At 64.0% G+C, this 21,099-nt stretch carries 15 protein-coding genes, 3 tRNA genes and 1 pseudogene; 7 read left to right on the forward strand and 12 right to left on the reverse strand.

The window, feature by feature from the left end:
- Window positions 1-34 precede the first annotated feature (34 nt).
- Both mobF and OW521_RS05090 read left to right on the forward strand, forming a co-directional pair.
- Window positions 35-3,634, forward strand: a complete 3,600-nt coding sequence (gene mobF / locus OW521_RS05085; protein ID WP_268023488.1) for a MobF family relaxase — start codon at window positions 35-37, stop codon at window positions 3,632-3,634.
- Between the two features lie 44 nt (window positions 3,635-3,678).
- Complete coding sequence (locus OW521_RS05090) at window positions 3,679-4,860, forward strand: tyrosine-type recombinase/integrase (protein WP_268023490.1); 1,182 nt, start codon at window positions 3,679-3,681, stop codon at window positions 4,858-4,860.
- Window positions 4,861-4,962: 102 nt separating this feature from the next.
- Here OW521_RS05090 and OW521_RS05095 read toward each other — a convergent pair.
- From OW521_RS05095 to OW521_RS24355, 5 genes and pseudogenes are all read right to left on the reverse strand, one after another.
- Window positions 4,963-5,036: transfer RNA gene (locus tag OW521_RS05095), tRNA-Ile, on the reverse strand.
- A gap of 105 nt (window positions 5,037-5,141) precedes the next feature.
- Complete coding sequence (locus OW521_RS05100) at window positions 5,142-6,338, reverse strand: glycosyltransferase (protein ID WP_268023492.1); 1,197 nt, start codon at window positions 6,336-6,338, stop codon at window positions 5,142-5,144.
- A 110-nt stretch (window positions 6,339-6,448) separates the two neighbouring features.
- Window positions 6,449-7,354 (reverse strand): DMT family transporter, encoded by a 906-nt coding sequence (locus OW521_RS05105; RefSeq protein WP_268023494.1) that lies wholly within the window; start codon window positions 7,352-7,354, stop codon window positions 6,449-6,451.
- A complete protein-coding gene (locus OW521_RS05110) occupies window positions 7,354-7,977 on the reverse strand; it encodes a CDP-alcohol phosphatidyltransferase family protein (RefSeq protein WP_268023496.1) in 624 nt (207 codons plus the stop codon). Before OW521_RS05110 ends, OW521_RS05105 begins: the two co-directional genes overlap by 1 nt.
- A 49-nt stretch (window positions 7,978-8,026) precedes the next feature.
- Window positions 8,027-8,874, reverse strand: a pseudogene (locus tag OW521_RS24355) (phage holin family protein).
- 176 nt (window positions 8,875-9,050) lie between these two features.
- On the opposite strand from OW521_RS24355, the gene OW521_RS05120 reads away from it, so the two are divergent.
- The 3 genes from OW521_RS05120 (at window position 9,051) to OW521_RS05130 (ending at window position 10,991) form a co-directional block, all read left to right on the forward strand.
- Window positions 9,051-10,280: a multidrug effflux MFS transporter gene (locus tag OW521_RS05120; protein ID WP_268025691.1), complete on the forward strand. Its 1,230-nt coding sequence runs from the start codon at window positions 9,051-9,053 to the stop codon at window positions 10,278-10,280.
- 64 nt (window positions 10,281-10,344) lie between these two features.
- Window positions 10,345-10,524: a glycine zipper domain-containing protein gene (locus OW521_RS05125; protein WP_059387861.1), complete on the forward strand. Its 180-nt coding sequence runs from the start codon at window positions 10,345-10,347 to the stop codon at window positions 10,522-10,524.
- Window positions 10,525-10,583: 59 nt separating this feature from the next.
- On the forward strand, window positions 10,584-10,991 hold the full coding sequence (locus OW521_RS05130) for a hypothetical protein (protein ID WP_234750734.1): 408 nt from the start codon (window positions 10,584-10,586) through the stop codon (window positions 10,989-10,991).
- A 79-nt stretch (window positions 10,992-11,070) separates the two neighbouring features.
- Here OW521_RS05130 and OW521_RS05135 read toward each other — a convergent pair.
- Window positions 11,071-11,143 (reverse strand) — tRNA-Asn (locus OW521_RS05135).
- Between the two features lie 161 nt (window positions 11,144-11,304).
- On the opposite strand from OW521_RS05135, the gene OW521_RS05140 reads away from it, so the two are divergent.
- Together OW521_RS05140 and OW521_RS05145 are read left to right on the forward strand one after the other, a co-directional pair.
- Window positions 11,305-12,075: an MBL fold metallo-hydrolase gene (locus OW521_RS05140; protein WP_268023502.1), complete on the forward strand. Its 771-nt coding sequence runs from the start codon at window positions 11,305-11,307 to the stop codon at window positions 12,073-12,075.
- A 161-nt stretch (window positions 12,076-12,236) separates the two neighbouring features.
- A complete protein-coding gene (locus tag OW521_RS05145; RefSeq protein ID WP_268023504.1) occupies window positions 12,237-14,459 on the forward strand; it encodes a fibronectin type III domain-containing protein in 2,223 nt (740 codons plus the stop codon).
- A gap of 56 nt (window positions 14,460-14,515) precedes the next feature.
- On the opposite strand, the gene OW521_RS05150 is transcribed toward OW521_RS05145, so the two are convergent.
- The 6 genes from OW521_RS05150 to OW521_RS05175 all read right to left on the reverse strand — a co-directional run bounded on the left by OW521_RS05150 (window position 14,516) and on the right by OW521_RS05175 (window position 21,077).
- Window positions 14,516-14,588, reverse strand: a tRNA-Asn gene (locus tag OW521_RS05150).
- Between the two features lie 63 nt (window positions 14,589-14,651).
- Window positions 14,652-16,592, reverse strand: a complete 1,941-nt coding sequence (gene dnaG / locus OW521_RS05155; RefSeq protein ID WP_268023505.1) for a DNA primase — start codon at window positions 16,590-16,592, stop codon at window positions 14,652-14,654.
- A 56-nt stretch (window positions 16,593-16,648) separates the two neighbouring features.
- Window positions 16,649-17,959, reverse strand: coding sequence for a deoxyguanosinetriphosphate triphosphohydrolase (locus OW521_RS05160; protein WP_442781213.1), 1,311 nt, complete (start codon window positions 17,957-17,959; stop codon window positions 16,649-16,651).
- A gap of 114 nt (window positions 17,960-18,073) precedes the next feature.
- Window positions 18,074-19,255 carry a tRNA dihydrouridine synthase DusB gene (gene dusB / locus OW521_RS05165; RefSeq protein ID WP_268023507.1) on the reverse strand — a complete coding sequence of 394 codons (1,182 nt, stop codon included), beginning with the start codon at window positions 19,253-19,255 and terminating at the stop codon, window positions 18,074-18,076.
- 59 nt (window positions 19,256-19,314) lie between these two features.
- The gene (locus tag OW521_RS05170; protein ID WP_268023509.1) at window positions 19,315-19,926 is read right to left on the reverse strand and encodes a response regulator transcription factor; all 612 of its coding nucleotides are present in this window, start codon (window positions 19,924-19,926) and stop codon (window positions 19,315-19,317) included.
- Complete coding sequence (locus tag OW521_RS05175) at window positions 19,923-21,077, reverse strand: sensor histidine kinase (protein ID WP_268023511.1); 1,155 nt, start codon at window positions 21,075-21,077, stop codon at window positions 19,923-19,925. Before OW521_RS05175 ends, OW521_RS05170 begins: the two co-directional genes overlap by 4 nt.
- Window positions 21,078-21,099: the final 22 nt, after the last annotated feature.

Here is a 21,099-nt window from a genome sequence, read left to right on the forward strand (position 1 = left end):
GGTTCGAACCGTCCCCAATCCTGCGGCGTCGTGGATGGACGCCCAGCCTTCGGCTACCGACCGTGCCCCGGCCATGACCATGTCCATCGCCAGGCTTTCTGCCCAGTCTGGCCTGAGGTACCTGTTCAAGACCACGATGATGGACGACGTCTCGCCCACTCCCCCGGATGCAACCCGCTACTACATGAAGGCCGGGACCCCGCAGGGGCGCTGGCTTGGCTCCGGTCTGAACGGCATCAGCCGGGCCCGCGGCGACGCCGTCACCGAAACCGATGCTAAAGCCGTCTTCGACAGCACCATCCATCCGGACACGGGCGCGCCCCTCGGCCGACCGCACCACCAGCCTGCCGTCGCCCAAAACACCGAAGGACAAATCGCTACGCGTCGGGCCGTGGCCGGTTTCGACCTGACTTTCAGCGTGCCCAAGTCCGTGTCCGTGCTCTGGGCGCTGAGCCCTCGGGCCCTCCAAGACCGGATCCTTCAAACCCACCACGACGCCGTCGACGCCACCCTTCAATGGCTCGAAGAATCGGTCATCCACACGAGGGCGGGGCGCAACGGCGTTGCCCGGATCGGCACCCGAGGCGTGATATCTGCCGCGTTCGACCATTGGGAGTCGCGGGCTGGGGACCCGCAACTGCATACGCACTTGGTCATCGCCAACCGCATCCGGCGCATCACCGACGGCGCCTGGGTCACTCTGGACTCCAGGAGCCTCTACAAGGCCGCGGTCGCTGCCAGCGAACACTACAACGGACTGCTCTTCGACGCCCTCCACCGACACCTCGGGACAGACACCGACATCCGCGACCCCGCAGCCACGACTCGAAACCCCAGCCCTCAGCTCACCGGCGTCGACGACGGCCTGATTCGCGAATTCTCCAAACGTTCCCGCCTCATCGAGGCGGAGACCGACCGCCTGGTGGCCGAATGGACCAAAGCCCTCGGCACTCCTCCTACCGCGACCACCACCATCAAGCTCCGCCAGCAGGCAACCCTTTCCACTCGAAAGCCCAAACCCGAGACGGTCACGCCACTGCATGAGCTCTCCGCACAATGGCAAGCACGGGCCCTCGCCAAAGGCTTCGAACCCCGCCTCGTGCTGGCCAACACTGTGCGACGCGCGCATGCCACCCCTTTCCGAGGTTGCGACTTCGAAGAGTCCTGGCTCGACGCCGTCGGATCACTGACCCGGGAACGTGTCGCGGCCAAGCGCTCCACATGGAACCGGTGGAATCTGTTGGCCGAGGCGGAACGTGTGTGCGCTGCGATCCGCTGCCACACGCCGGAGGACCGCAATGCCCTGATCGATGCCGTCGCTACCGCCGCCGAGACCCAGTCGGTCCCTCTGAACGAATACCGTTACAGCGTCCCAGCGGACGCGCTTCCCGATCTCCGCCTCGGCCAGCAGAGCGTCTTCGACTTCCATGGCTCCCGCCTCTACACCGACATCACGACCCTCGCCAGCGAGGAGACCGTCATGGAAGCAAGGAACGACGACGGCGGCCCCTCCATCCCCGCCACCCTTGCGATGGAGGCACTCGCCAGTTACAAACACCAGGGCAAATTCGGGCTGCACTTTGACCAGCGGGCCGCCGCTGCCGAGATACTGCTGAGTGGGAGCCGGCTGAACGCCGTCGTCGGCCCGGCCGGAACCGGCAAGACCACCACGCTCGGCGCGGTCAAGGCCGCCTGGGAAGCGGAATTCGGGCCCGGCAGCGTGGTCGGATTGGCTCCTGCCGCGGCGAGCGCCGAAGTCTTGGGACGGGAGCTGTCCATGGCCACGGAGAATGTGGCTAAGTGGCTCTACGAATCCGTTGGTGCGGGAGCCGGCCATAGGGCTGAGCGCTTCTTCGCCGCCGAGCAGGGCCTCGGCAACTCCCCGGCTCCAAGCTCCCGCCTGGCACAGGAAGCTACCCGGTTGGCCGCCGAACAGGACCGGTGGCGGTTCCATCCGAACCAATTGGTCGTCGTCGACGAAGCTTCCATGGTGTCCACTCTTCAGCTCTCAGCGCTGGTGCACCAGGCCAGGGATGCCGGGGCGAAGGTTCTGTTGGTGGGCGATCCCGGGCAGCTAGATGCGATCGATGCCGGCGGCGTCCTCGGCTGGCTGGACCGGCAAGGCAAGACCGCGCGGCTGAGTACCATCTGGCGGTTCGAGCACGGTTGGGAACGCGAGGCCTCGCTGAAACTCCGCGCCGGGGATTTTTCAGCCATCGCCACCTACAACGCGCACCAACGGATCCGGCACGGCGCGTACCTGGACATGGTCGACAAGGCCTACCTGAACTGGCAGTCCGACATCCGGGCCGGTGAATCGTCTATCCTTATCGCCGCGGACAACGACACCGTGAGCATGCTCAACGAACGCGCCCAGGCAGAACGCGTGATCCAAGGTCTAGTGGACGCCGAACAGGCGGTACTTCTGGGCGACGGGCTGCGCGCCGGACGCGGGGACACGATCATCGCACGCCGCAACGACCGCACCGTTGCTGACAGCAACGGTGACTTCATCCGCAACGGCACCCTCCTGGACGTCGTACGTGCCGGCAGGCGCGACGGCTCCCTCACCGCGGTCCGCAGGGACACCGGCGCCATCGTCACCCTGCACCGCGAGTATGTTGAGTCTGCAGTGGAGCTGGGATACGCGACGACTGCCCACCGCTCCCAAGGAATCACGGTCGACACCGGCCATACCGTCGTTACCCAAGGACGTCTCACGCGCGAGCTTCTCTACGTCAGCATGACCCGCGGCCGTTCAGGCAACCACGCGTACGTCAGCGAAAACGACCCCACCGACCACGAACCGCTGGACCCCTCCTTGCAACCGCAATGGCGTGAGATCCTCGCCGAAGTGCTCGCGGCTGAAGGTGCCGAACGGACCGCCCACGAAGTTCGCGACGCCGAAGAATCCAAAGCAGACAGCCTGGAACGGCTCAGCGCTGAATACGACTACCTCGCCCAGATCGCTGCCGCCGAGGACCTGACCAAGTTCCTTATCAGCTACGCCCCGGGAACGGCAGAGGAACTGCAACAATCCCCGTCGTGGGGAGCGACCGTGGCAGCCTGGCGCCGATCGACAAGTGTTAGCGTGCCAGGTGCACGACGGATTGTCGTCAATGCGTTGAAGACAAGCGGGTCCGCTAAGGACCCCACCGCAATCATCCACTCCCGGCTCCATCACTTCTTGTCCGAGATGCCCGTTGCCGCGCCTGATCCCCTATTTGAGGTCATCAACACCGCCCGGCCCGACCTTGCCAACACAATCAGCCAGGTACAGAAGCGAATACAACGCCGGGCCGACAAAGTCACCTTCGAAGCACTCATGCATGACTCCGGATGGAAACGAAACCTCCTAGAGGCTCTGCCGCCAAACACGGGCGCAGAGGACAAAAGCCGCGCGATTGGTGCAGTCGCCATCTACCGGGACAGATGGGGCATCGACGACTCACCGCTTCCGCTCGGACGTGTCCCGGCGGAGTACGAATGGGAGCGGAATTCTCAGATCGTGTGCGTTCAGCAACTCATCGAGGCCGCCGGAAGCAGGGCAGTCGCCAATCAGCAGCCCGGCATGTGGCTTGACGAGCCGCCCACCCGAGAGCCCAGCCCAATGAATGTCGGCTGGCAGCTTTAAACTGAGCTCGAGCAGGGCAATCGGGCGAGAAGGGAGCACTCGCAATGTCTAGGCCACCGCTCCAAATCGGCACCTGGGGCAAGATCAGCCGAGATGTGGTATCGCCAGGGGTCTGGCGCGCAATGGCCAGATTCCGGGACTTCGACGGCGTCACGCGCAAAGTGGAGGCCCGGGCAGCGGCCACGTCGAAGAACGACAAAGGAGGAAAAGCCGAACGGCTGCTGATTGCGTCGCTCACTGACCGCGCGATGCCCGCAGGCGAAAACATCACGTCGGACACGCGGATCTCCAAGCTCGGTCTGATTTGGTGGGCGGAATTTGAGGACGCTGATCGCGCCATCAACACGCGCACTCGTTACAGGGACATCTTGGACAACTACGTTTCTCCCGGAGTCGGGAGCTTGCGCATTCGCGAAGCAACAGTCTCCACTTTGGATCGTTTCCTCAAGACCATGCGCATCAAGCATGGCAACGGAACGGCGAAGCAGTGCAAAACAGTGCTGTCTGGAATGCTCGGGCTCGCAGCGCGCCACGGCGCACTCGACGGGAACCCCTTGCGGGACGTGGCGACGATCCCGAAAAATCACAAGGAAGTCCGGGCGCTAACCGTGACAGAGGTTGGTGCATTGCGTGCGGGTCTCAGGCAATGGGAGGCCGACAAAAAGCAGGCCGGCCGATACCCGACCGTGGACATCCTAGACGTCATCGACATCATGCTCGCCACGGGCGCCCGCATTGGTGAGGCCTTGGCCATACGGTGGAAGGACGTCGATCTGAAATCCGAGAAACCAACCGTCACGGTGAACGGAACGATTGTCTACGTGCCCAAGAAGGGGCTGACCATCCAGGACCACCCTAAGAGCGCCAATTCCCGGCAAAAGTACTTCCTACCGTCGTTCGCCGTGGAAATGCTCCTGAGACGGCAAATTGGGCAACTGGCGGCCAACCCATGGGACGTCGTGTTCCCCTCGGCCGTCGGTTCGCTGCGCGATCCCAACAACTTCCGCCGGCAGTGGCGTTCTGCGAGTTTGGATCTTGGATTCCAATGGGTCACCCCGCACACCTTCAGAAAGACCGTTGGAACCTTGCTGGAGGCCTCGTCAGGCGTGGCTGTCGCTTCCGCCCAGCTTGGCCACTCCAGCGAAAACGTGACCCGAAAGCACTACGTCCAGAAGACCCACGAGGCGCCGGATAACACCTCGCTGCTCGAGGCTTTCGGCAACTAGCTCAAAACGTTTCCGGTGGGTTTCCGGTGGATCGCTACCTCAGAAGGCAAAAACGAGAGTGCCCCTTCCCGGCGTTTCCGCAGGTCAGGGGCACTTTTCGGGTAGGGCTACTCGGACTTGAACCGAGGACCTTAGGATTATGAGTCCCGCGCTCTAACCAGCTGAGCTATAGCCCCGAGTCGGCCAGGCGGCCGCTTTGTCAGCGTCCTTCCCGGCCAAAACACTCTAGCAAAACAATTCGGCTCCCGATGCCAACCGGGACCCAAGCCGGAGCCGGATGACTAGACGACTTTGTCCTCATAGGACGCGCCGCGATACAGGTCTTCGAAAGTCTGCAACGTGCCCTGGATGCTGTGGGGCTCCACCATTGCGCGGCTGGCGTTGCCCATGGCTTCGAGCTCCTCGGCCGGCAAACGCAGGAGCTCGGTGATCCGGGCTGCCAGCTCGTTGCTGTCGCCCGGCGTAAACAGGTGCCCGTTCTCGCCTTCGCGTACCAGATGTGGCAGCGCCATCGCGTTGGCAAGGAGTACCGGAGTCGACGCCGACATCGCCTCAAGGGTCACGAGGGACTGCAGTTCGGCAGTTCCGGGCATGCAGAACAGGTCGGCGCGAATGTACGCCTTCCTGAGGTCCTCATCGCTCGCCAAGCCCAGGAAGTTGACCCGCTCCCCCAAGCCAAGCCGCTTGGCTTGGGCCTCCAGTGCTGAGCGGACCTCGCCGCCGCCCACGACCTCGAGGTGCACATTGAGTTCGGCGGGCGTCTTGGAAATGGCGTCGATCAGCACGTCCACGTGCTTTTCTTCTGCAAGGCGGCCTACGAAGAGAACGGTGGGGCTGGCATGCGGCTCGATTTCTTCGCCCGGCTTCAACTCGTAGGCAGCGGCGTCGATTCCGTTGGAGAGCGGGAGGACCTTGCGAAGGAACGCGTGCTGGTGCATTGCCTTGGCTGCAAGCGGGGTGGGCGTGGTGACGACGTCGGCCTGACCCATGACCTTGCCCATGTCCTTCCACGAGACACGCCCGATGATGTCCTTGAACCACTGTGGGAACGGGAGGAACGGGTTCAGGTTTTCCGGCATGAAGTGGTTGGTGGCTATGATTCGGATGCCGCGCTTCTTTGCCTCGTAGAGAACGTGCTCACCGATCATGTAGTGGCTCTGGATGTGCACGACGTCGGGCTGCACCCTGTCGAAGAGCAGCGCAATGTCCTTCTTGATTTCCCATGGGTAGGAGATGCGGAAGTACTCGTGCGTAAAGACCCCGTGGGACTTCAAACGGTGCACCGTGCCTTCATCCCCGAACTCGGTGAAGCTCTTGCCGTTGTCCGCCCGGCAGGCCAGCACGTGTACGTCGTGTCCCCGCGCCTTCATGCCTTTGGCAAGCCTGTACCCGAACTGAGCAGCACCGTTGACCTGCGGGCGGTAGGTGTCCGCCGCAATCAGGATGGTGAGGGGTTTGTTGGTTTCGGGAATGGTCACGTGGAGAACTCCTGATTGTCACGGTGCGAACATCGCAAGGCGTCTGGCCTTACGATGTCTTCGCCGGTTGCCTGCCGCGGGTGTGCGGGGCACGGTTGTCGAGCGTTGCCCTAGGCCTTCCGGCTTGCTGCCGCCTTCGCGTCACGTTTCCGCTTGGTGACCTCGGGATGGTGCCGGCTCAGGGCAATAACCCCCACGATAGCAAGGGATGCGGCCACAGCCATGCCGATTGCGAGCACGGCGTGGACATCGGGACGAAGCTCACCCAAAATGGTGATCCCGATGGCGATCCCGACAATGGGGTCGACCACCGTCAGGCCTGCGATCACCAGATCGGGCGGCCCACCAGAGTAGGCACTTTGCACGAACCAGGAACCGAGCCCGCCGGCGGCGGCGATGGCCACCACGGTGTACCACTGCACGTTAAGCAAAGAGTGCCCGTTCGGATCCAGCAGGTGTCTGCCGATGATGCGCGTCAGCACCGCGACGAATCCGAACAACACCCCGGCACCCAGGATGTACACAAAGGCGCTCAACCGGTGCCGGAACATGACAGCCAAAGTTCCAAACAGCCCGACGGCGAGGGTCAACAGGAGCACGATGGTTATTTCGTCCTCGCCGCTGACGTGATGGTTCTCCTGGGTGGCGTAGACGGCCAGCAGGACGAAGAGCGCCGAGCCCGTCACACAAGCCGAGATCGCCACGACGGTACCGCGATTGATGCTGAGGCCCTGGTCCTTGGCGTTGACCACCGTGGTGATCACCAAAGCGATGGCACCAATCGGCTGAACCACGGTCAGGGGAGCTGACACCAAGGCGATGGCGTTCATGCCCATGCCCATGGCAAGCAACAGCAGGCCCAACACCCATCGTGGATTCCTGAGAAGTCTCAAGAATCCTTTGGAACTCAAAGCGAGTCCACCGGTATCGGCTTTGACCGCGCTGCCCTGGCGCTGGGCACCGATGGCAAGGCAGAAGGCGCCAAGCACCGCAAGAAGGACCGCAAACCAGACCATCAGCTACGACCGCCGTCGTTGGCTTTGAGCTCTTTGCCCTTGCGGAGGATCGCCCAGAAATAGTTGTACGCAGCCACCCAATGGCCCACAAGGCCCAAACCCAGGCAGATCCAAGCGATGACGAAGTAGACGCCGGTGAAAGGAATCGCGAGTTTGGAGAGGACCAGAAGCGGCGTGCCCAGGAGCAGGAACGCCGTCCGGATCTTGCCGATCCGGCTTACCGGGAGGTCGGGGTGACTGTGGAAATAGAACAACGAGGCGGTGGCGAGTACGACGTCGGGCACCACAAGGGCGGCCAGGTACCACCAGTCCACTACCCCAGCGATGACAAGCGTGACAGCGACAGTGATGAGTGCCAGGCGGTCCGCTACCGGATCGAGGATGCGGCCCAGCTTGGAAGTCTGGTTGAAGCGCCGGGCGACGTAACCATCCACCCAGTCGGTGCCGCCCATGATGGCAAGAACCAACACGGCGAAACCGTATTCCCTCTGCCACAGCACCAGCCACACAAACAGCGGAACGCCCATGAAGCGCAGGACCGTCAGGAAATTGGGAACGGTGAAGATGAGATCATGGTCGATCTGCGGCTGCCCCGGGCGGGCGCCTGCACCGATGAACTTCATCGTCCCCCTTTCCTTGGTCCGCGGCTGATGTGGTTGCTTGCCGTCCCGATTACTTCTTGAACAGTTTCCGTAGTCCCACTGCAGCCACCGTGGCGGACGCGGCAAAGAGCAGTAGCTCCTTCCAGCGTGCTGCGAGCTGCTCCGGCAGCCCCGCCGGAACCTTCTCAGCGAGATCTGCAAGCTTGTCGGCCGCAAACTTGCGTCCGTCGTCGACCTTGTGACCGGCAACGTCCAGGAGGACCTTCCCTTGGGTCTTGACATCGAGCTCGACGCCGAGCTGATCGCGAACGTCCGCGAGGTGTTCGCGGCGCTGCTCAAGACGGCGGAGCAGTTCGGCCTCGCTCGGGGCGGGGGCAGCTCGGCCTTGTGTGCCTCTTCCTTGGCGGCCTTCTCGGCCTTGGCCTTCTCGGCTGCAGCCGCTTTCGCTGCTTCCGCAGCCTTATAGGCCTCCGACGACGGGTCCAGGATGCTGGCGTCGAAGGACGTCCCTTCTTTGATGATGCCGAGATCGTGCTTGATACCGCGGATGGTCTTCTCAGGCGCAAGAGGCATGGCCCTCTTGAAGGCGAGGAATGCCACGAGGCCTCCAACAAGAATGATCAGGAGGAACACTGCAGCAACCACAAGCGCAGCCAGCCACGCCGGCATAACCGTGGCCAAGCCGAGGATGGCTGCAACCACCAAGGCGATGACGAGCAAAGAGAGGAAGATCAGGGCGACGCCGACGAATGCACCGGCAACCCCCAGATGCTTGCCTTTGCCCTTGAGCTCAAGCTTGGCCATGCTGATTTCGTCATTGAGTTGCCGCGGCGCAAGCCGGGCGGCAAGTTTGAGGGTGTTCGGCAATGCCGAAATGCCCGGGCGTTGGCTAGCCCGGCCGCTGTGACGTCCACTCATTGGTTCCGCCTCACTGCTTCCTACTTGCTCCTACCCGGCACTGGCACGGGGCGAAACAACCGCCCACGCGCACCTGTCCACAAAACTACCATTCAGCTTCAGCCTCAACTTCCGGGACAGACCTGCGGCGCGCCCCCGCCATCCCTGATAAATATGATCTGTCGCACATAGGATTGATAATCGTGAACACTCCCCCTGTACCGGGCGATTCCCTCAGCCGACGCGAAAAACTCCTCTACATCCTGCTACTTGGCGCGTTGACCGCCCTGGGTCCATTTACGGTAGACCTCTATCTACCGGCATTCCCCGCACTGGAACACCACTTCGACGTGTCGGCGGCTGCGATCCAACTCACACTGACCGGTACAACGGTGGGCTTCGCCGTCGGACAGTTGGTGGTGGGGCCGTTCAGCGACAAATTCGGACGGCGGATGCCGTTGATCCTAGCAACGGCCCTGCACATCGGCTCCTCCCTCGGCGCCGCACTGTCCACGGACATCAACACACTCGCACTGTTCCGCGTCCTCATGGGCGTCGGAGCAGCCGGCGGCGGCGTGGTGGCCATGGCCATGGTCCGGGACCTCTTCGCGGGCTACGCCATGGTGCGGATGTTCTCCCGGATGTCACTGGTCAATGGCCTCGCACCGATCCTGGCCCCGATCATCGGCTCCCAACTGCTGCTGGTGATGCCATGGCCCGGCATCTTCTACTTCCTGGCGAGCTACGGAATCCTTGTGTTCATTGCCGCGGTGTTCCTTATCCGGGAAACGTATCCTGCCGAACTTCGCCGGCAGACCACATCGACGGCGGGCCAGCGCTACAAAGCCGTTTTCGCCGACCGGATTTTCGTCGGGATGCTGCTGGTGGGCGGGTTCAACTTCGGCGGGCTGTTCGCGTACCTCTCGGCATCGACTTTCCTGTTCCAGCAGGTCTACGACTTCTCCCCACAGCAATACGGCCTGTTGTTCGGCATCAACTCCCTTGGCATCGTCGCCGGCGTCCAGATCAGCTCCAGGGTCATCAAACGCGTGGCACCCCAATGGATCTTGGCGTTCGCCACAGCCTGGATGCTGCTGATGGCGATGCTGATTGTGGTGTTCGATCTCCTGCACTTCGGACTGTGGGGAGTCATGGTCCCGTTGTGGTTCTACATCCTTGCCACCGGGTTCATGTTCCCGTGCGTCCAGGTAATTGCCCTGGCCAACCACGGCGCACAGGCGGGAACCGCGGCCTCCCTGCTGGGTGCGTCGAACTTCCTGATGGCCGGTATCATTCCGCCGGTGGTGGGCTGGTTGGGCGTTGGCTCGGCCGTGCCAATGGGAGCCGTCCAGGCGGCGTGCCTCGCATGCTCCGTTGCGGCCCTCTGGCTCATCGTGCGGCCCCGCACCGTCCCTTCCATCCACTGATGCGCGAGTCGATCCGCTGATCCACAAAGACCGCACCTCCCTCGCGGGCAAGTAGGCTCGATTCATGACGCGCAAACCACACCGCAACGGCCGGGGCCTCTTCCTCGGGGCGGTGCTGGGCGCCGTCGTCGGCTTCTTGCTGGGCCGCGGCGCCGGCAACCCCGTGTTCGGAGCCCTGCTGGGCGCCGTCGTCGGCTCTGCGATTCTTTACCGGATCAATCCCGGGCCCTGGAAGCGAGACTAAGCGGGCCGCTGGGTGGGTCGAGACTGTTGCAGGGCATGGCCCGGCGATAAAGTTGAGATGTGCCCCGTTGGCAGGAACTGCAACCTATTCCAGCCCCATGGCAGCGCAGGGATGACGGCATCCTGCCGCTGTGGTGGGATCGCCTGTGCACCGTAACCAGCCCCCAGTCTGCAGCCCTCTACGCGGCCGGACTCTTCACGGAAGACCGGCGACGCCCGATCGCCCAATGGTTCAATCCAACCAATGGCGCGGCCTTGCTTGTGGCTCCGGAAACCTCACCCGAATGGCCGGTCCAACGCTTCGGAATCTTCTACGCACCCCCTGGCGGCGGATTCACGCGCGTTCACTCCGCTGCCCACGAATGGCATCCGAGGGAACCGAGGACGCCACCCACCGAGGATGACGCCTTCCAGTCCGCCGTGGCCGAAGCGGCCAGATTCTTGCAAGTGGAGATGGATTTCGTCTGAATGGTCGCGCGAAATCCGAACATATTGAAGCGAAAAAATTAGGCCCCACACCGATCAATACCGGTGCGGGGCCTTCGCGCTCCTCCGACTGGACTTGAACCAGTAACCCTTCGATTAACAGTCGAATGCTCTGCCAATTGAGCTACGGAGGAATGAAGCGGTTATGACTTTAGCAAAGGTTTTGCCGCAAGTGAAATCGACGCAGGATCACCGCGGAAAGCGAGCAAGATACCCCTCCGGGGTATCGCCCGCGCCTCAGACGTGGCGTCCCTCCGGAGGTAGGATGGTCCGGCTCCTACGATTGGAAGGAAACATGTCGAAGAAGTGGTCCCCTGAGGACAACGTGAAGGAAGTTGCCCAGGACGTATTCTTCGTCGAAGGCCCCGCAGTCAACTGGACCATCCTCAGGCGTGGCAGGGAATTCACCCTTATTGACACGGGCTATCCCGGGAACTGGCCATTGCTCCAATCGAGCATCAATTTCCTGGGACTGGCCATCGAAAATGCCGCGGCGGTTCTCTTGACGCATGGCCACTCCGATCACATCGGCAATGCCGCGAGAATTTCCGCACTGGGCATCCCCGTATTTGCGCACCATGCGGAATTGCCAAATGTCCGCCGGGAGCTCCTCGAACAAATCAGCGTCAAGGATCTCGGCTTGCGCGTCCTCCGTCCCAGAGTGGGCGCCTGGGCCGTACATGCCGTCCGATCCGGAGGTTTGTCCGACGTCGCCGTCCCGGAGGTGGCAGCAATGACCCAGGGTACTTTGGACGCGCTCCCGGGGCTTCCCCAAATCATTGTTACCGGCGGTCACACCAGCGGGCACGCGTCCTTCTTGGTTCCTTCCGCCAGGGCAGTCGTTACAGGGGATGCCCTGATCTCAGGTCATGCCATCAGCCCGGTCTGCGGGCCGCAGATGCTGCCCGCCGTCTTCCATCACCACCCCGCTGAGGCCTGGGCCAGTTTGGAGGTCATCAGGCAACTGGGCGCAGAGACCATCCTGCCAGGCCATGGCCCGATGGTGACTCCAGCCCAGGGGATCATCGAGCTCGTCTCGGACGGCTCCTACCCACCTTTCGGTTGAGTCCCCGGCCTTCCAGTCCAGCACCCGTATCGGAGCCTGAGTGAAGAGCGCCGGGACCGCTCTAAGACAGGTACCGCCCACTCTTAACCCGTGCAGTGCCGAGCCCATAGGCTCCGGACCTGGGGATACTGATCCGGTCTGTTCAGCCAAAGGGGAAGCCGATGCGGCTCCTGACCATACTGTTCCGGCGGCCCATACTGTTCCGGCAGCCCAGGTTGTTGTTACAACAGCTGCGGCGCGCTTCGGGAGGGCGCGAGAAGGTACCCGGCCTTCGCAACGCGTGGTTCCGCTGGGCAACTGCCGCGTCCGTCCTGCTGTTGTTTGCCTTCTCCATGGTCTACATCGGAGCCCCGGCCCGGGCGCTGCCGAAGACAATCATCAGCCTGACCTTCGACGACGGCAATGACGATCAACTCGCGGCCGAACAGGTGCTGAATTCCCATGGACTGCACGGGACCTTCTTCATCACGACCAGCTGGATCGATAATCCGTCTTGGCTTACCCGAGCCAATTTGAACAGCATTGCTGCGGACGGCAACGAGATCGGTGGCCACACCGTCACCCACCCGGACCTCACCACCCTTTCCACGTCGGCAGCCACAAACGAGGTTTGCGGCGGACGGAACACCCTTGCCAGCTGGGGGTTCAACGCTTCCAACTTTGCGTATCCCTTCGCCGCCGAAAACTCTTCGGTCGAGCAAATCGTGAAGAATTGCGGTTTTGCCAGTGCGCGCAATTTGGGTGACATCCGTTCCCCCGCAAGTTGCTCGGGATGCCCGTTCGCAGGGACCCTTCCCCCGGCCAATCCTTACAACACAGCGGCGCCGGATGAAGTGGACAGCACGTGGACGCTGCAGAACCTCGAGGACCTGGTGACCAATGCTGAACCCGGAGGCGGATGGGTACAACTGACCTTCCACCATATTGCCGTCGGAACAGACCCCACCCTGACCATCAGCCCCTCGCTCTTCAACACCTTCATTACTTGGCTCGCGGCGAGAACAGCCAACGGGACAACGTCCGTCCAAACGGTTGCCCAGGCCCTGGGAAATACGCCGAACCAGCCGCCGACCGCCTCCTTCACATCCTCGACGTCAGGCCTGACGGCGACGTTTGACGGTTCAGCTTCGACCGATCCGAACGGGACTGTCGTCTCGTACAGCTGGGACTTCGGAGACGGGTCCCCGGCAGGAACCGGCGTGAACCCGTCCCATACCTACACCTCTGCGGGAACCTACCAGGTGAAGCTGACGGTGACTGATAACGGCGGCCTGACAGGGACGGTCACCCACCCGGTAACTGTCGCAGCCGCTGCGACGGCGCCCGCGGCACCAAGCGGGGTGACCGCGACGGCGGGGAACACTTCTGCGGTGGTGTCGTGGACGGCACCGGCTAACGGCGGTTCTCCGATCGCTTCGTATGCCGTGACGCCTTCGTCTGGTGGCACCGCGCTGGCCCCGATCACCGTCACCGGCACACCCCCGGCGACCACCACCACCGTGACAGGGCTCAGCAACGGCACGGCCTATACGTTCACCGTCACGGCGACGAACGCCGTCGGGACGTCCACGCCGTCTGCCGCCTCACCACCCGTCACCCCGACGGCTCCAACCGTTCCCGGGGCTCCCACAGGGGTGACCGCGACGGCGGGGAACACTTCTGCGGTGGTGTCGTGGACGGCACCGGCTAACGGCGGTTCTCCGATCACTTCGTATGCCGTGACGCCTTCGTCTGGTGGCACGGCTTTGGCTCCGGTGACGGTCTCCGGAAGTCCGCCCTCAACTACGGCGACCGTCACTGGGTTGACCAACGGCACGGCGTACACGTTTACCGTGACGGCGACGAACGCCGTCGGGACGTCAGCGCCGTCGGCCGCATCGGCGCCCGTCACGCCTACAGCGCCTGTTCCCGGCATCGCCAACGGCGGGTTCGAATCAGGACTCACCTCCTGGATCACCGGCGGCGTCAGGGCGCCGGTGGCCTCCACCACCGCCCACACCGGAACCGGCTCTGCGCTCCTGGGCCTGGCTTCGGGAACGGAGCCTTTGGGGGACAGCAGCCTGTCCCAGACCATCACCGCGCCGGCCACCGGGACAACGATCCTGTCCTTCTGGTACCAGCCCCACACGAATGACGACACCTGCAGCGGCACCACGTGCCAGTACGACTGGATGGAAGCCCAACTCCGCTCCACGAGCGGCACGGTTCTCGGCAGCCTGTTCAAACTCAGCAGCAACTCCGGTGCCTGGACCCAGCTCAGTGCCGACCTCTCCGCCTACGCCGGCCAGACCATCACGCTCTGGTTCAACGTCCATCTCGACGGGTCCAGCCCGGCGGACGACACCTGGATGTACCTCGACGACGTCACCCTCACCACGGGGTAAGAATCAGACGCCAAAAATCCCCGCCTTCAGCCGAGGACGGGGATTTTTGAGTAGCGCTCCTCCGACTGGACTTGAACCAGTAACCCTTCGATTAACAGTCGAATGCTCTGCCAATTGAGCTACGGAGGAATGAAGCGTGTACCAGCCTAACAAAGGGCTGCCGGGAAACGAAATCGGCGCCGCGAAAGGCCCTCAGCTATCCATCCGGAGAGCACGGCGCTGCATTTCAAGCTGCATGAGTTCCCGGTTGAGGCGTTGGAATTCCTCCGGCTGGGCCGAGGCATCGAGACGCTGCAACTGGCCCATCTTGTCCGCCTTGACACGGGTGATCTGCAGTTCGAACAGCCGGGCCAGGATGTCGCGGCAGTACCGCTGGAGAGCTTCAGGCGTGCTGGCTGGCAGCGGAACCACAGCAAGCTCGGAGACCAAGCCCTGGAGCGGTTCCGGAACCTCCCTGCGGATCCCTTCCACCCAGGCCACAGGGTCGCCCACGTGAGCCAGTCCGGCGGCCCGAACCGCCGTGTGTACCGCAGAGTAGGCCGGAGTGACGAGGTGGCAGGCCTCAAACCGTTCCCATGCTCCACCGGTAAGCGCAGCTTCGCCTCCAAGGACGGCAGGGTTCTGGATGACCACCTCGAGGGCCTGGCGTTCCATCGCGGCAATGGGGTCCCGAGGATCGGGGCGCATAAAGGCGATGGGAGCGTCCGACGGCGGTGCTGCCGCCGGCCGACCGGCCTGGCCCGGCGCTGTGCCCTGCCCGGCCCCAGGGGCTCCAGCAGTGTCCGCGGCGGGAGCGCCGGACGCGGCGCGCTTGGCCGCCAATCCCACTGCCCGGCTGACCTCCTCAATGGGCATGCCAAGCCAGCCCGCCAACTCGCGGACATAGGCCGGGCGGATCCCGGCATCGCGGATCTGCGCCACCACGGGGGCCGACTCACGCAGCGCGGCCACTCGGCCTTCCACGGTGTCCAGGTTGTGGCGTTTGAGTGAGGCCCGGATGGCGAATTCGAAGAGCGGCTTGCGGGTGTTGATCAGGTCGCGGACAGCCGCGTCCCCCTTGAGCTGGCGCAAATCGCAGGGATCGGCTCCGGTGGGCTCTACGGCCACATAGGTCTGGGCGACGAAACGCTGGTCCTCCTCGAAGGCGCGCAGTGCCGCCTTCTGCCCGGCGGCATCGCCGTCGAAGGTGAAGATGACCTCTCCCCCGGTGCCGTCGTCGGACAGCAAGCGGCGGGCGATCTTGATGTGGTCCGTACCGAATGCTGTACCGCAGGTGGCCACAGCGGTACCGACGCCGGCCAGGTGGCAGGCCATGACGTCCGTATACCCCTCCACCACCACCAATTGCCGGTCCTTGGCGATGTTCCGCTTGGCAAGGTCGATGCCGTAGAGGACCTGTGATTTCTTGTAGAGCACCGTCTCCGGGGTGTTCAGGTATTTAGGGCCCTGGTCGTCCTCGTAGAGCTTGCGGGCACCGAAGCCGATGGTGTCTCCGGCTATGTCCCGGATGGGCCAGATGAGCCGCCCGCGGAAGCGGTCGTAAATGCCCCTATTGCCTTCGGAAAACATCCCCGTCAGCTTCAGTTCGGCGTCCGTGAACCCGCGGCCGCGCAGGTGTTTCAGGAGCGAGTCCCACCCCTGCGGCGCATAGCCGACCCCGAACTGTTCGGCTGCGGCCCGATCGAAACCGCGGCCGTGCAGGAAGTTGCGGCCCTCGGCGGCGCCTGCCGTGAGGAGCTGGGCACGGAAGAACTCGTCGGCGATCTTGTGGGCGTCGAGCAGCCGTTGGCGCTTACCGACCTCTTCGCGGTTGGGGCCCGTGCCACCGTCTTCGTAACGCAGCTCGTAGCCGATCCGGGCTGCAAGTTTTTCCACGGCTTCGTGGAAGGAGCTGTGGTCCATCTTTTGAACGAAGGAGATGGCGTCGCCGTCTTCGCCACAGCCGAAGCAGTGGTACCGGCCTACTTGGGGACGGACAGTGAACGACGGCGAGCGCTCGTCGTGGAAGGGGCACAGGCCTTTGAAGGTGCCCAGGCCAGCCCCCTTCAGGGTGACGTAACCGTCCACCACTTCCTTGATATCGGTGCGCTGGCGTACTTCGTCGATATCTTCACGTTTGATCAGGCCAGCCACGTCACCATCCTAGTCGCTCCGCACGGGCGGACCCGGGCCGGAGATTACCGGGGCGGCTACCAGAGCGACGGCAAACTACCCACCAGGCGTTCGTACATCGCCAGCGCCGAAGCGTCCGTCAGGGACGCCACTTGGTCGATGACGACGCGAAGCCGGGCGGCGTCGTCGGGGGCGTCCCGCCAGTCGGCAGCGAACATCGGTTCCAGATGCCGGTCTCCGCTCGCATTGAGTACGCCGACCAGGGCGTGCAGGACTTCCCGTTGGCGTTCATAGACAGGTTGCCGGTGGTCGGTGGAGATCACGAATGTCGTGGCAAGGCCCTTCATGGCCGCGATCTCCGTGGTGGTTCCTTCCGGAACCATGAGTTCCGCGCCGTACCGGGTGAGGTGGTCCGGGCCGAAGTGGGCCCGTGTGGTCTCCAAGGCGCTCTGGCAAAAGCGGCCGATCAGCTGGCTGGTCATGTCCTTCAGCGCGGCCATCGACTTGCGGCTGCCGTCAGCCTCACGGACCCAGACGCTGGTGGCTTCGAGGCGGGCGAGGGCGGCATCGATTTCCGCGGGGTCGTTGTGGGGCAGGTACCACTGCTTGGTGTACCCCACTACCCGTGCGCGGTGATCCGGGTTGTCCAGCCACTTCAGCTGGAAGTGACCGGCAACGATGGCGTCTTCCACGTCGTGGACCGAGTAGGAGATGTCGTCAGCGAGGTCCATCACTTGGGCCTCGATGCAGGAGCGGTTCCCGGGCGCACCGTCCCGAAGCCAGGTAAATACCGGCAGATCGTCCTCGTAGGCGCCGAACTTGCTGCTCCGCTGTCCGTGAATGACAGGGGCGTCGACGGCGGACCACGGGTATTTGGAAGCCGCATCAAGGCTGGCGCGGGTCAGGTTCAACCCGGCGGGCAGGCCGTCGGGGGTGAGGACCTTTGGCTCAAGCCGGGTCAGCAGGCGAAGGGTCTGTGCGTTGCCTTCGAAGCCGCCGATTCCGTGGGCTACCTCGTTGAGGGCGGATTCACCGTTGTGGCCGAAGGGCGGGTGGCCAAGATCGTGGCTCAAGCACGCCGTGTCCACAACATCCGGATCGCAACCAAGCGCGCGGCCCAACTCGCGGCCTACCTGGGCCACTTCAAGGCTGTGCGTCAGGCGGGTGCGGACGAAATCGTCGGTATCCGGGGCAACCACTTGGGTCTTCGCCCCGAGGCGCCGGAGCGCGGAAGAATGCAGCACCCTCGCCCGGTCCCTCTCGAAGTCCGAACGGTAGGTGTTCTTCCGGGGCTCCTGGACCCAGCGTGCCGAGTCGGCCTCCACATAGCCTGGAATGACCGCTCCGTTTTCGGCAGTGCGTGCCGCAGACATCGCTTCAATTCCCATGGGTATCCGCCTCCTCCGCTTGCCGTCCACCAGCGTCTCTTCAGCCGGTGCCTATGCAGCCAGTTTTCCACGACTCGGGCCGTGCGCGTGTACGGGTCGAGGCCAGGCCGCGCTTTAGCCGCCTGAGACGTCGAGTTCGGCCGCGGCGATGTCGCGGGTCTGGTCCGCGTCCATTTGCCGGCTGAGGAGCCAATCCTTGGGCAAGGCCGGCTTCTTGGGTGAACCTGCACGGCCGCGCGGGCCCTCCGAGTCGATGCCCGGATACGGCAGGTCCATGTCCAGCTGGTCCAGCAGCTCGCGCAGGACCTCGAGGGTCGGTACGGTGGCCAGTTTGGCGCGCAGTTCCCCACCCACCACGTAGCCCTTGAAGTACCAAGCCATGTGCTTGCGGATTTCGCGCAGGGCCTTGTATTCATCGTTGCCGAAGGTCTCGATCATGAGTTCGGCGTGGCGGTAAACGCCGTCGGCAACTTCCCGCAGGCCCGGGCGGTGGCGCTGATCGCTGCCTTCAAAGGCCGCCTGGAGGTCACCGAAGAGCCACGGGCGTCCCTGGCAGCCGCGGCCGACAACGACCCCGTCGATCCCGGTTTCACGGACCATGCGCACTGCGTCTTCGGCGGACCAGATATCGCCGTTGCCAAGCACCGGAATGTCCGGAAGGGCCTCACGCAGGCGGGCGATGGCGGACCAGTCGGCTTGGCCGGAGTAGAACTGTGCCGCGGTGCGGCCGTGGAGCGCGACGGCGGCAACACCGGAGTCGCGGGCGATCCGGCCGGCGTCGAGGTACGTGAGGTGGTCCTCGTCAATGCCCTTGCGCATCTTGATGGTCAGCGGGATATCGCCTTTGGAGGCTTCCTTGACGGCAGTCTGGACGATGGCAGTGAAGAGGTCGATCTTCCAGGGAAGGGCGGAACCACCGCCGCGCCGGGTGACCTTGGGTACGGGGCAGCCGAAGTTGAGGTCGATGTGGTCCGCGCGGTCTTCTTCGACAAGCATGCGTACGGCCTGGCCCACGGTGACGGGGTCCACGCCGTACAGCTGCACGGAGCGGACCTTTTCGTCGTCGTCGTGGGAAATGATGCGCAACGATTCCGGCGTGCGCTCCACCAGGGCACGGGAGGTCACCATCTCGGCGACGTACAAGCCGCCGCCGTATTCACGGCACAGCCTGCGGAACGCCGAGTTGGTGATTCCGGCCATCGGGGCCAGGATCACGGGAGTGTCCACCGTGATCCTGCCAAGCCGCAACGGGGGCAGCTCGAGCTTGGGCGAAGGGGGTGTTGCTACTACAGTCACCCGTCCATTGTCTCAAAGCGGGGCAAATCGGCCCGCACCCAAGCGCTCAAGCCGGGACGCTAGAGCAGCCAGCCGTTGTCCTCGGCGATCCGCACGGCCTCAGCACGGGTCCGCCCGCCGGTCTTGGACATGGCCGCGGACAGGTAGTTGCGGACAGTCCCTTCGGAAAGCATCGCCGACTTCGCGATATCGGCGACCGTTCCGCCGTCGGACGCCGCTTTGAGCACCTCCCCCTCGCGTTCGGTCAAAGGACTGTCTCCGGCGGTCAATGATTCCGCGGCGAGCACTGGGTCCACCACCCTGAGGCCCTGGTGGACACGGCGTACGGCTTCGGCCAGTTGCCGCGCCGGGGTGTCCTTGACGACGAACCCGGAGGCTCCTGCCTGCATGGCGCGCTTGAGGTAGCCGGGCCGTCCGAAGGTGGTGACCATGAGGACCCGGCACGTTGGCGCGGCCTGCCGAACGGCCGCTGCCGCGCTGATGCCGTCCAGGCCTGGCATCTCGACGTCGAGCATTGCCACATCGGCGGAGTGCTCGACGACGGCGGCCGCCACCCCGGTCCCGTCGCCCAGTTCTGCGACCACCTCGATGTCCGGCTCCAGACCCAGCAAAGCTGCCAGCGCTCCGCGCACCAGCGCCTGATCGTCTGCGATCACCAATCGGATGCTCATACCTCAACCGCCAATCTAAACCCTCCCAGGTCACTCGGGCCAATACTGACAGTTCCTCCGGCGGCCCCCACGCGTTCGCGGATCCCGGCCAGTCCATTCCCCGAGCGGCCCCCGGATGCCGGGCCGACGCCGTCGTCCTCCACCAGAACGCTCGACGCCGTCAACCGGACGCGGCAGCGCGCGGCGCCGGAGTGCCGCACGACGTTGGTGATCCCTTCGCGCAACACCCAGCCGAAGAGTTCCCGGTGCCTTGCCGGAACCTGTTCAACGGTCCCCGGCAATTCGGCGTCGATCCCGGCCGATTCCAATGCCGTCCGGGCGACTGCGAGCTCCGCCAGGACGTTGACGCCGCGGTAACCGGACACCGTGGCCCGGACATCGGCAAGCGCGCCGCGGGCAAGGTCCTGCACCGCGGCGATCTCGGCAGCGGCCCTGTCCCGGGCAGGGTCACCGGGGACCGCGTCCAGCATCCGCCCGGCCAACTCGGCCTTGACGGCGATCACCGTCAGGGAATGCCCCAGGATGTCGTGCATGTCCCGGGCCACTCTGCTGCGTTCGGCAGCGACCGCGGCATCAGCCAACTCGGTCTGCGCTTCCCGAAGCCGTGCCGTCTGCCTGATGAGGCGCCCAAAGGCGGACATCATGAGGCCGAGGGACAGGATGAGCCCGGACTGGAGCAACGCCTGCTCCGCGTTGCCCGTCAACAGCTGGGTGGAGAGGGAGGAAAGGGACAAGGTGACGATGAGGAAGAAATCCGCGCGCGGCGGAAGGGTGGTCATGGCGATAGCGCAGGCGAGGAAAGTCCAGGTCCACAAGGCATCCCGTCCGATGAAGAAGATGATCACGCCGTTCAGCGCCAGCAGGATGCAGACGGACACGATGCCTGTCCTGACGCCAAGCCGCCAACTGATCGGGGGCACGAAGGCGTAGGCCGCGAAAAACACGAGCAGGGACGCCGACCCAGCCACTTTCCAGGCCAAGGGCTCGTCCACGGACCACACGGTGTTCCAGGTCGGCCAGGCCCAGAGCAGGACGGAGAGTCCCGCACCGATGAACCACCCCCGTGGCCCCGGCCCGCGGAACATCGTGCCGGTTAACACGTTTCCGGTGAACACATCCCTGGGGGAAGTGCCGCCTGCGTTGCTGGTCATGGTGCTTACCCTAGCGGCCTGT

The organism is Arthrobacter sp. MMS18-M83 (assembly GCF_026683955.1).
Classification (GTDB): domain Bacteria; phylum Actinomycetota; class Actinomycetes; order Actinomycetales; family Micrococcaceae; genus Arthrobacter.

Coding starts and splice junctions, on each gene's coding strand:
- mobF (WP_268023488.1), top strand. CDS start 35: ATGGACGCCCAGCCTTCGGCTACCGACCGTGCCCCGGCCATGACCATG.
- OW521_RS05090 (WP_268023490.1), top strand. CDS start 3,679: ATGTCTAGGCCACCGCTCCAAATCGGCACCTGGGGCAAGATCAGCCGA.
- OW521_RS05105 (WP_268023494.1), bottom strand. CDS start 7,354: ATGGTCTGGTTTGCGGTCCTTCTTGCGGTGCTTGGCGCCTTCTGCCTT.
- OW521_RS05110 (WP_268023496.1), bottom strand. CDS start 7,977: ATGAAGTTCATCGGTGCAGGCGCCCGCCCGGGGCAGCCGCAGATCGAC.
- OW521_RS05125 (WP_059387861.1), top strand. CDS start 10,345: ATGACGCGCAAACCACACCGCAACGGCCGGGGCCTCTTCCTCGGGGCG.
- OW521_RS05140 (WP_268023502.1), top strand. CDS start 11,305: ATGTCGAAGAAGTGGTCCCCTGAGGACAACGTGAAGGAAGTTGCCCAG.
- OW521_RS05145 (WP_268023504.1), top strand. CDS start 12,237: ATGCGGCTCCTGACCATACTGTTCCGGCGGCCCATACTGTTCCGGCAG.
- OW521_RS05160 (WP_442781213.1), bottom strand. CDS start 17,959: ATGGGAATTGAAGCGATGTCTGCGGCACGCACTGCCGAAAACGGAGCG.
- OW521_RS05170 (WP_268023509.1), bottom strand. CDS start 19,926: ATGAGCATCCGATTGGTGATCGCAGACGATCAGGCGCTGGTGCGCGGA.
- OW521_RS05175 (WP_268023511.1), bottom strand. CDS start 21,077: ATGACCAGCAACGCAGGCGGCACTTCCCCCAGGGATGTGTTCACCGGA.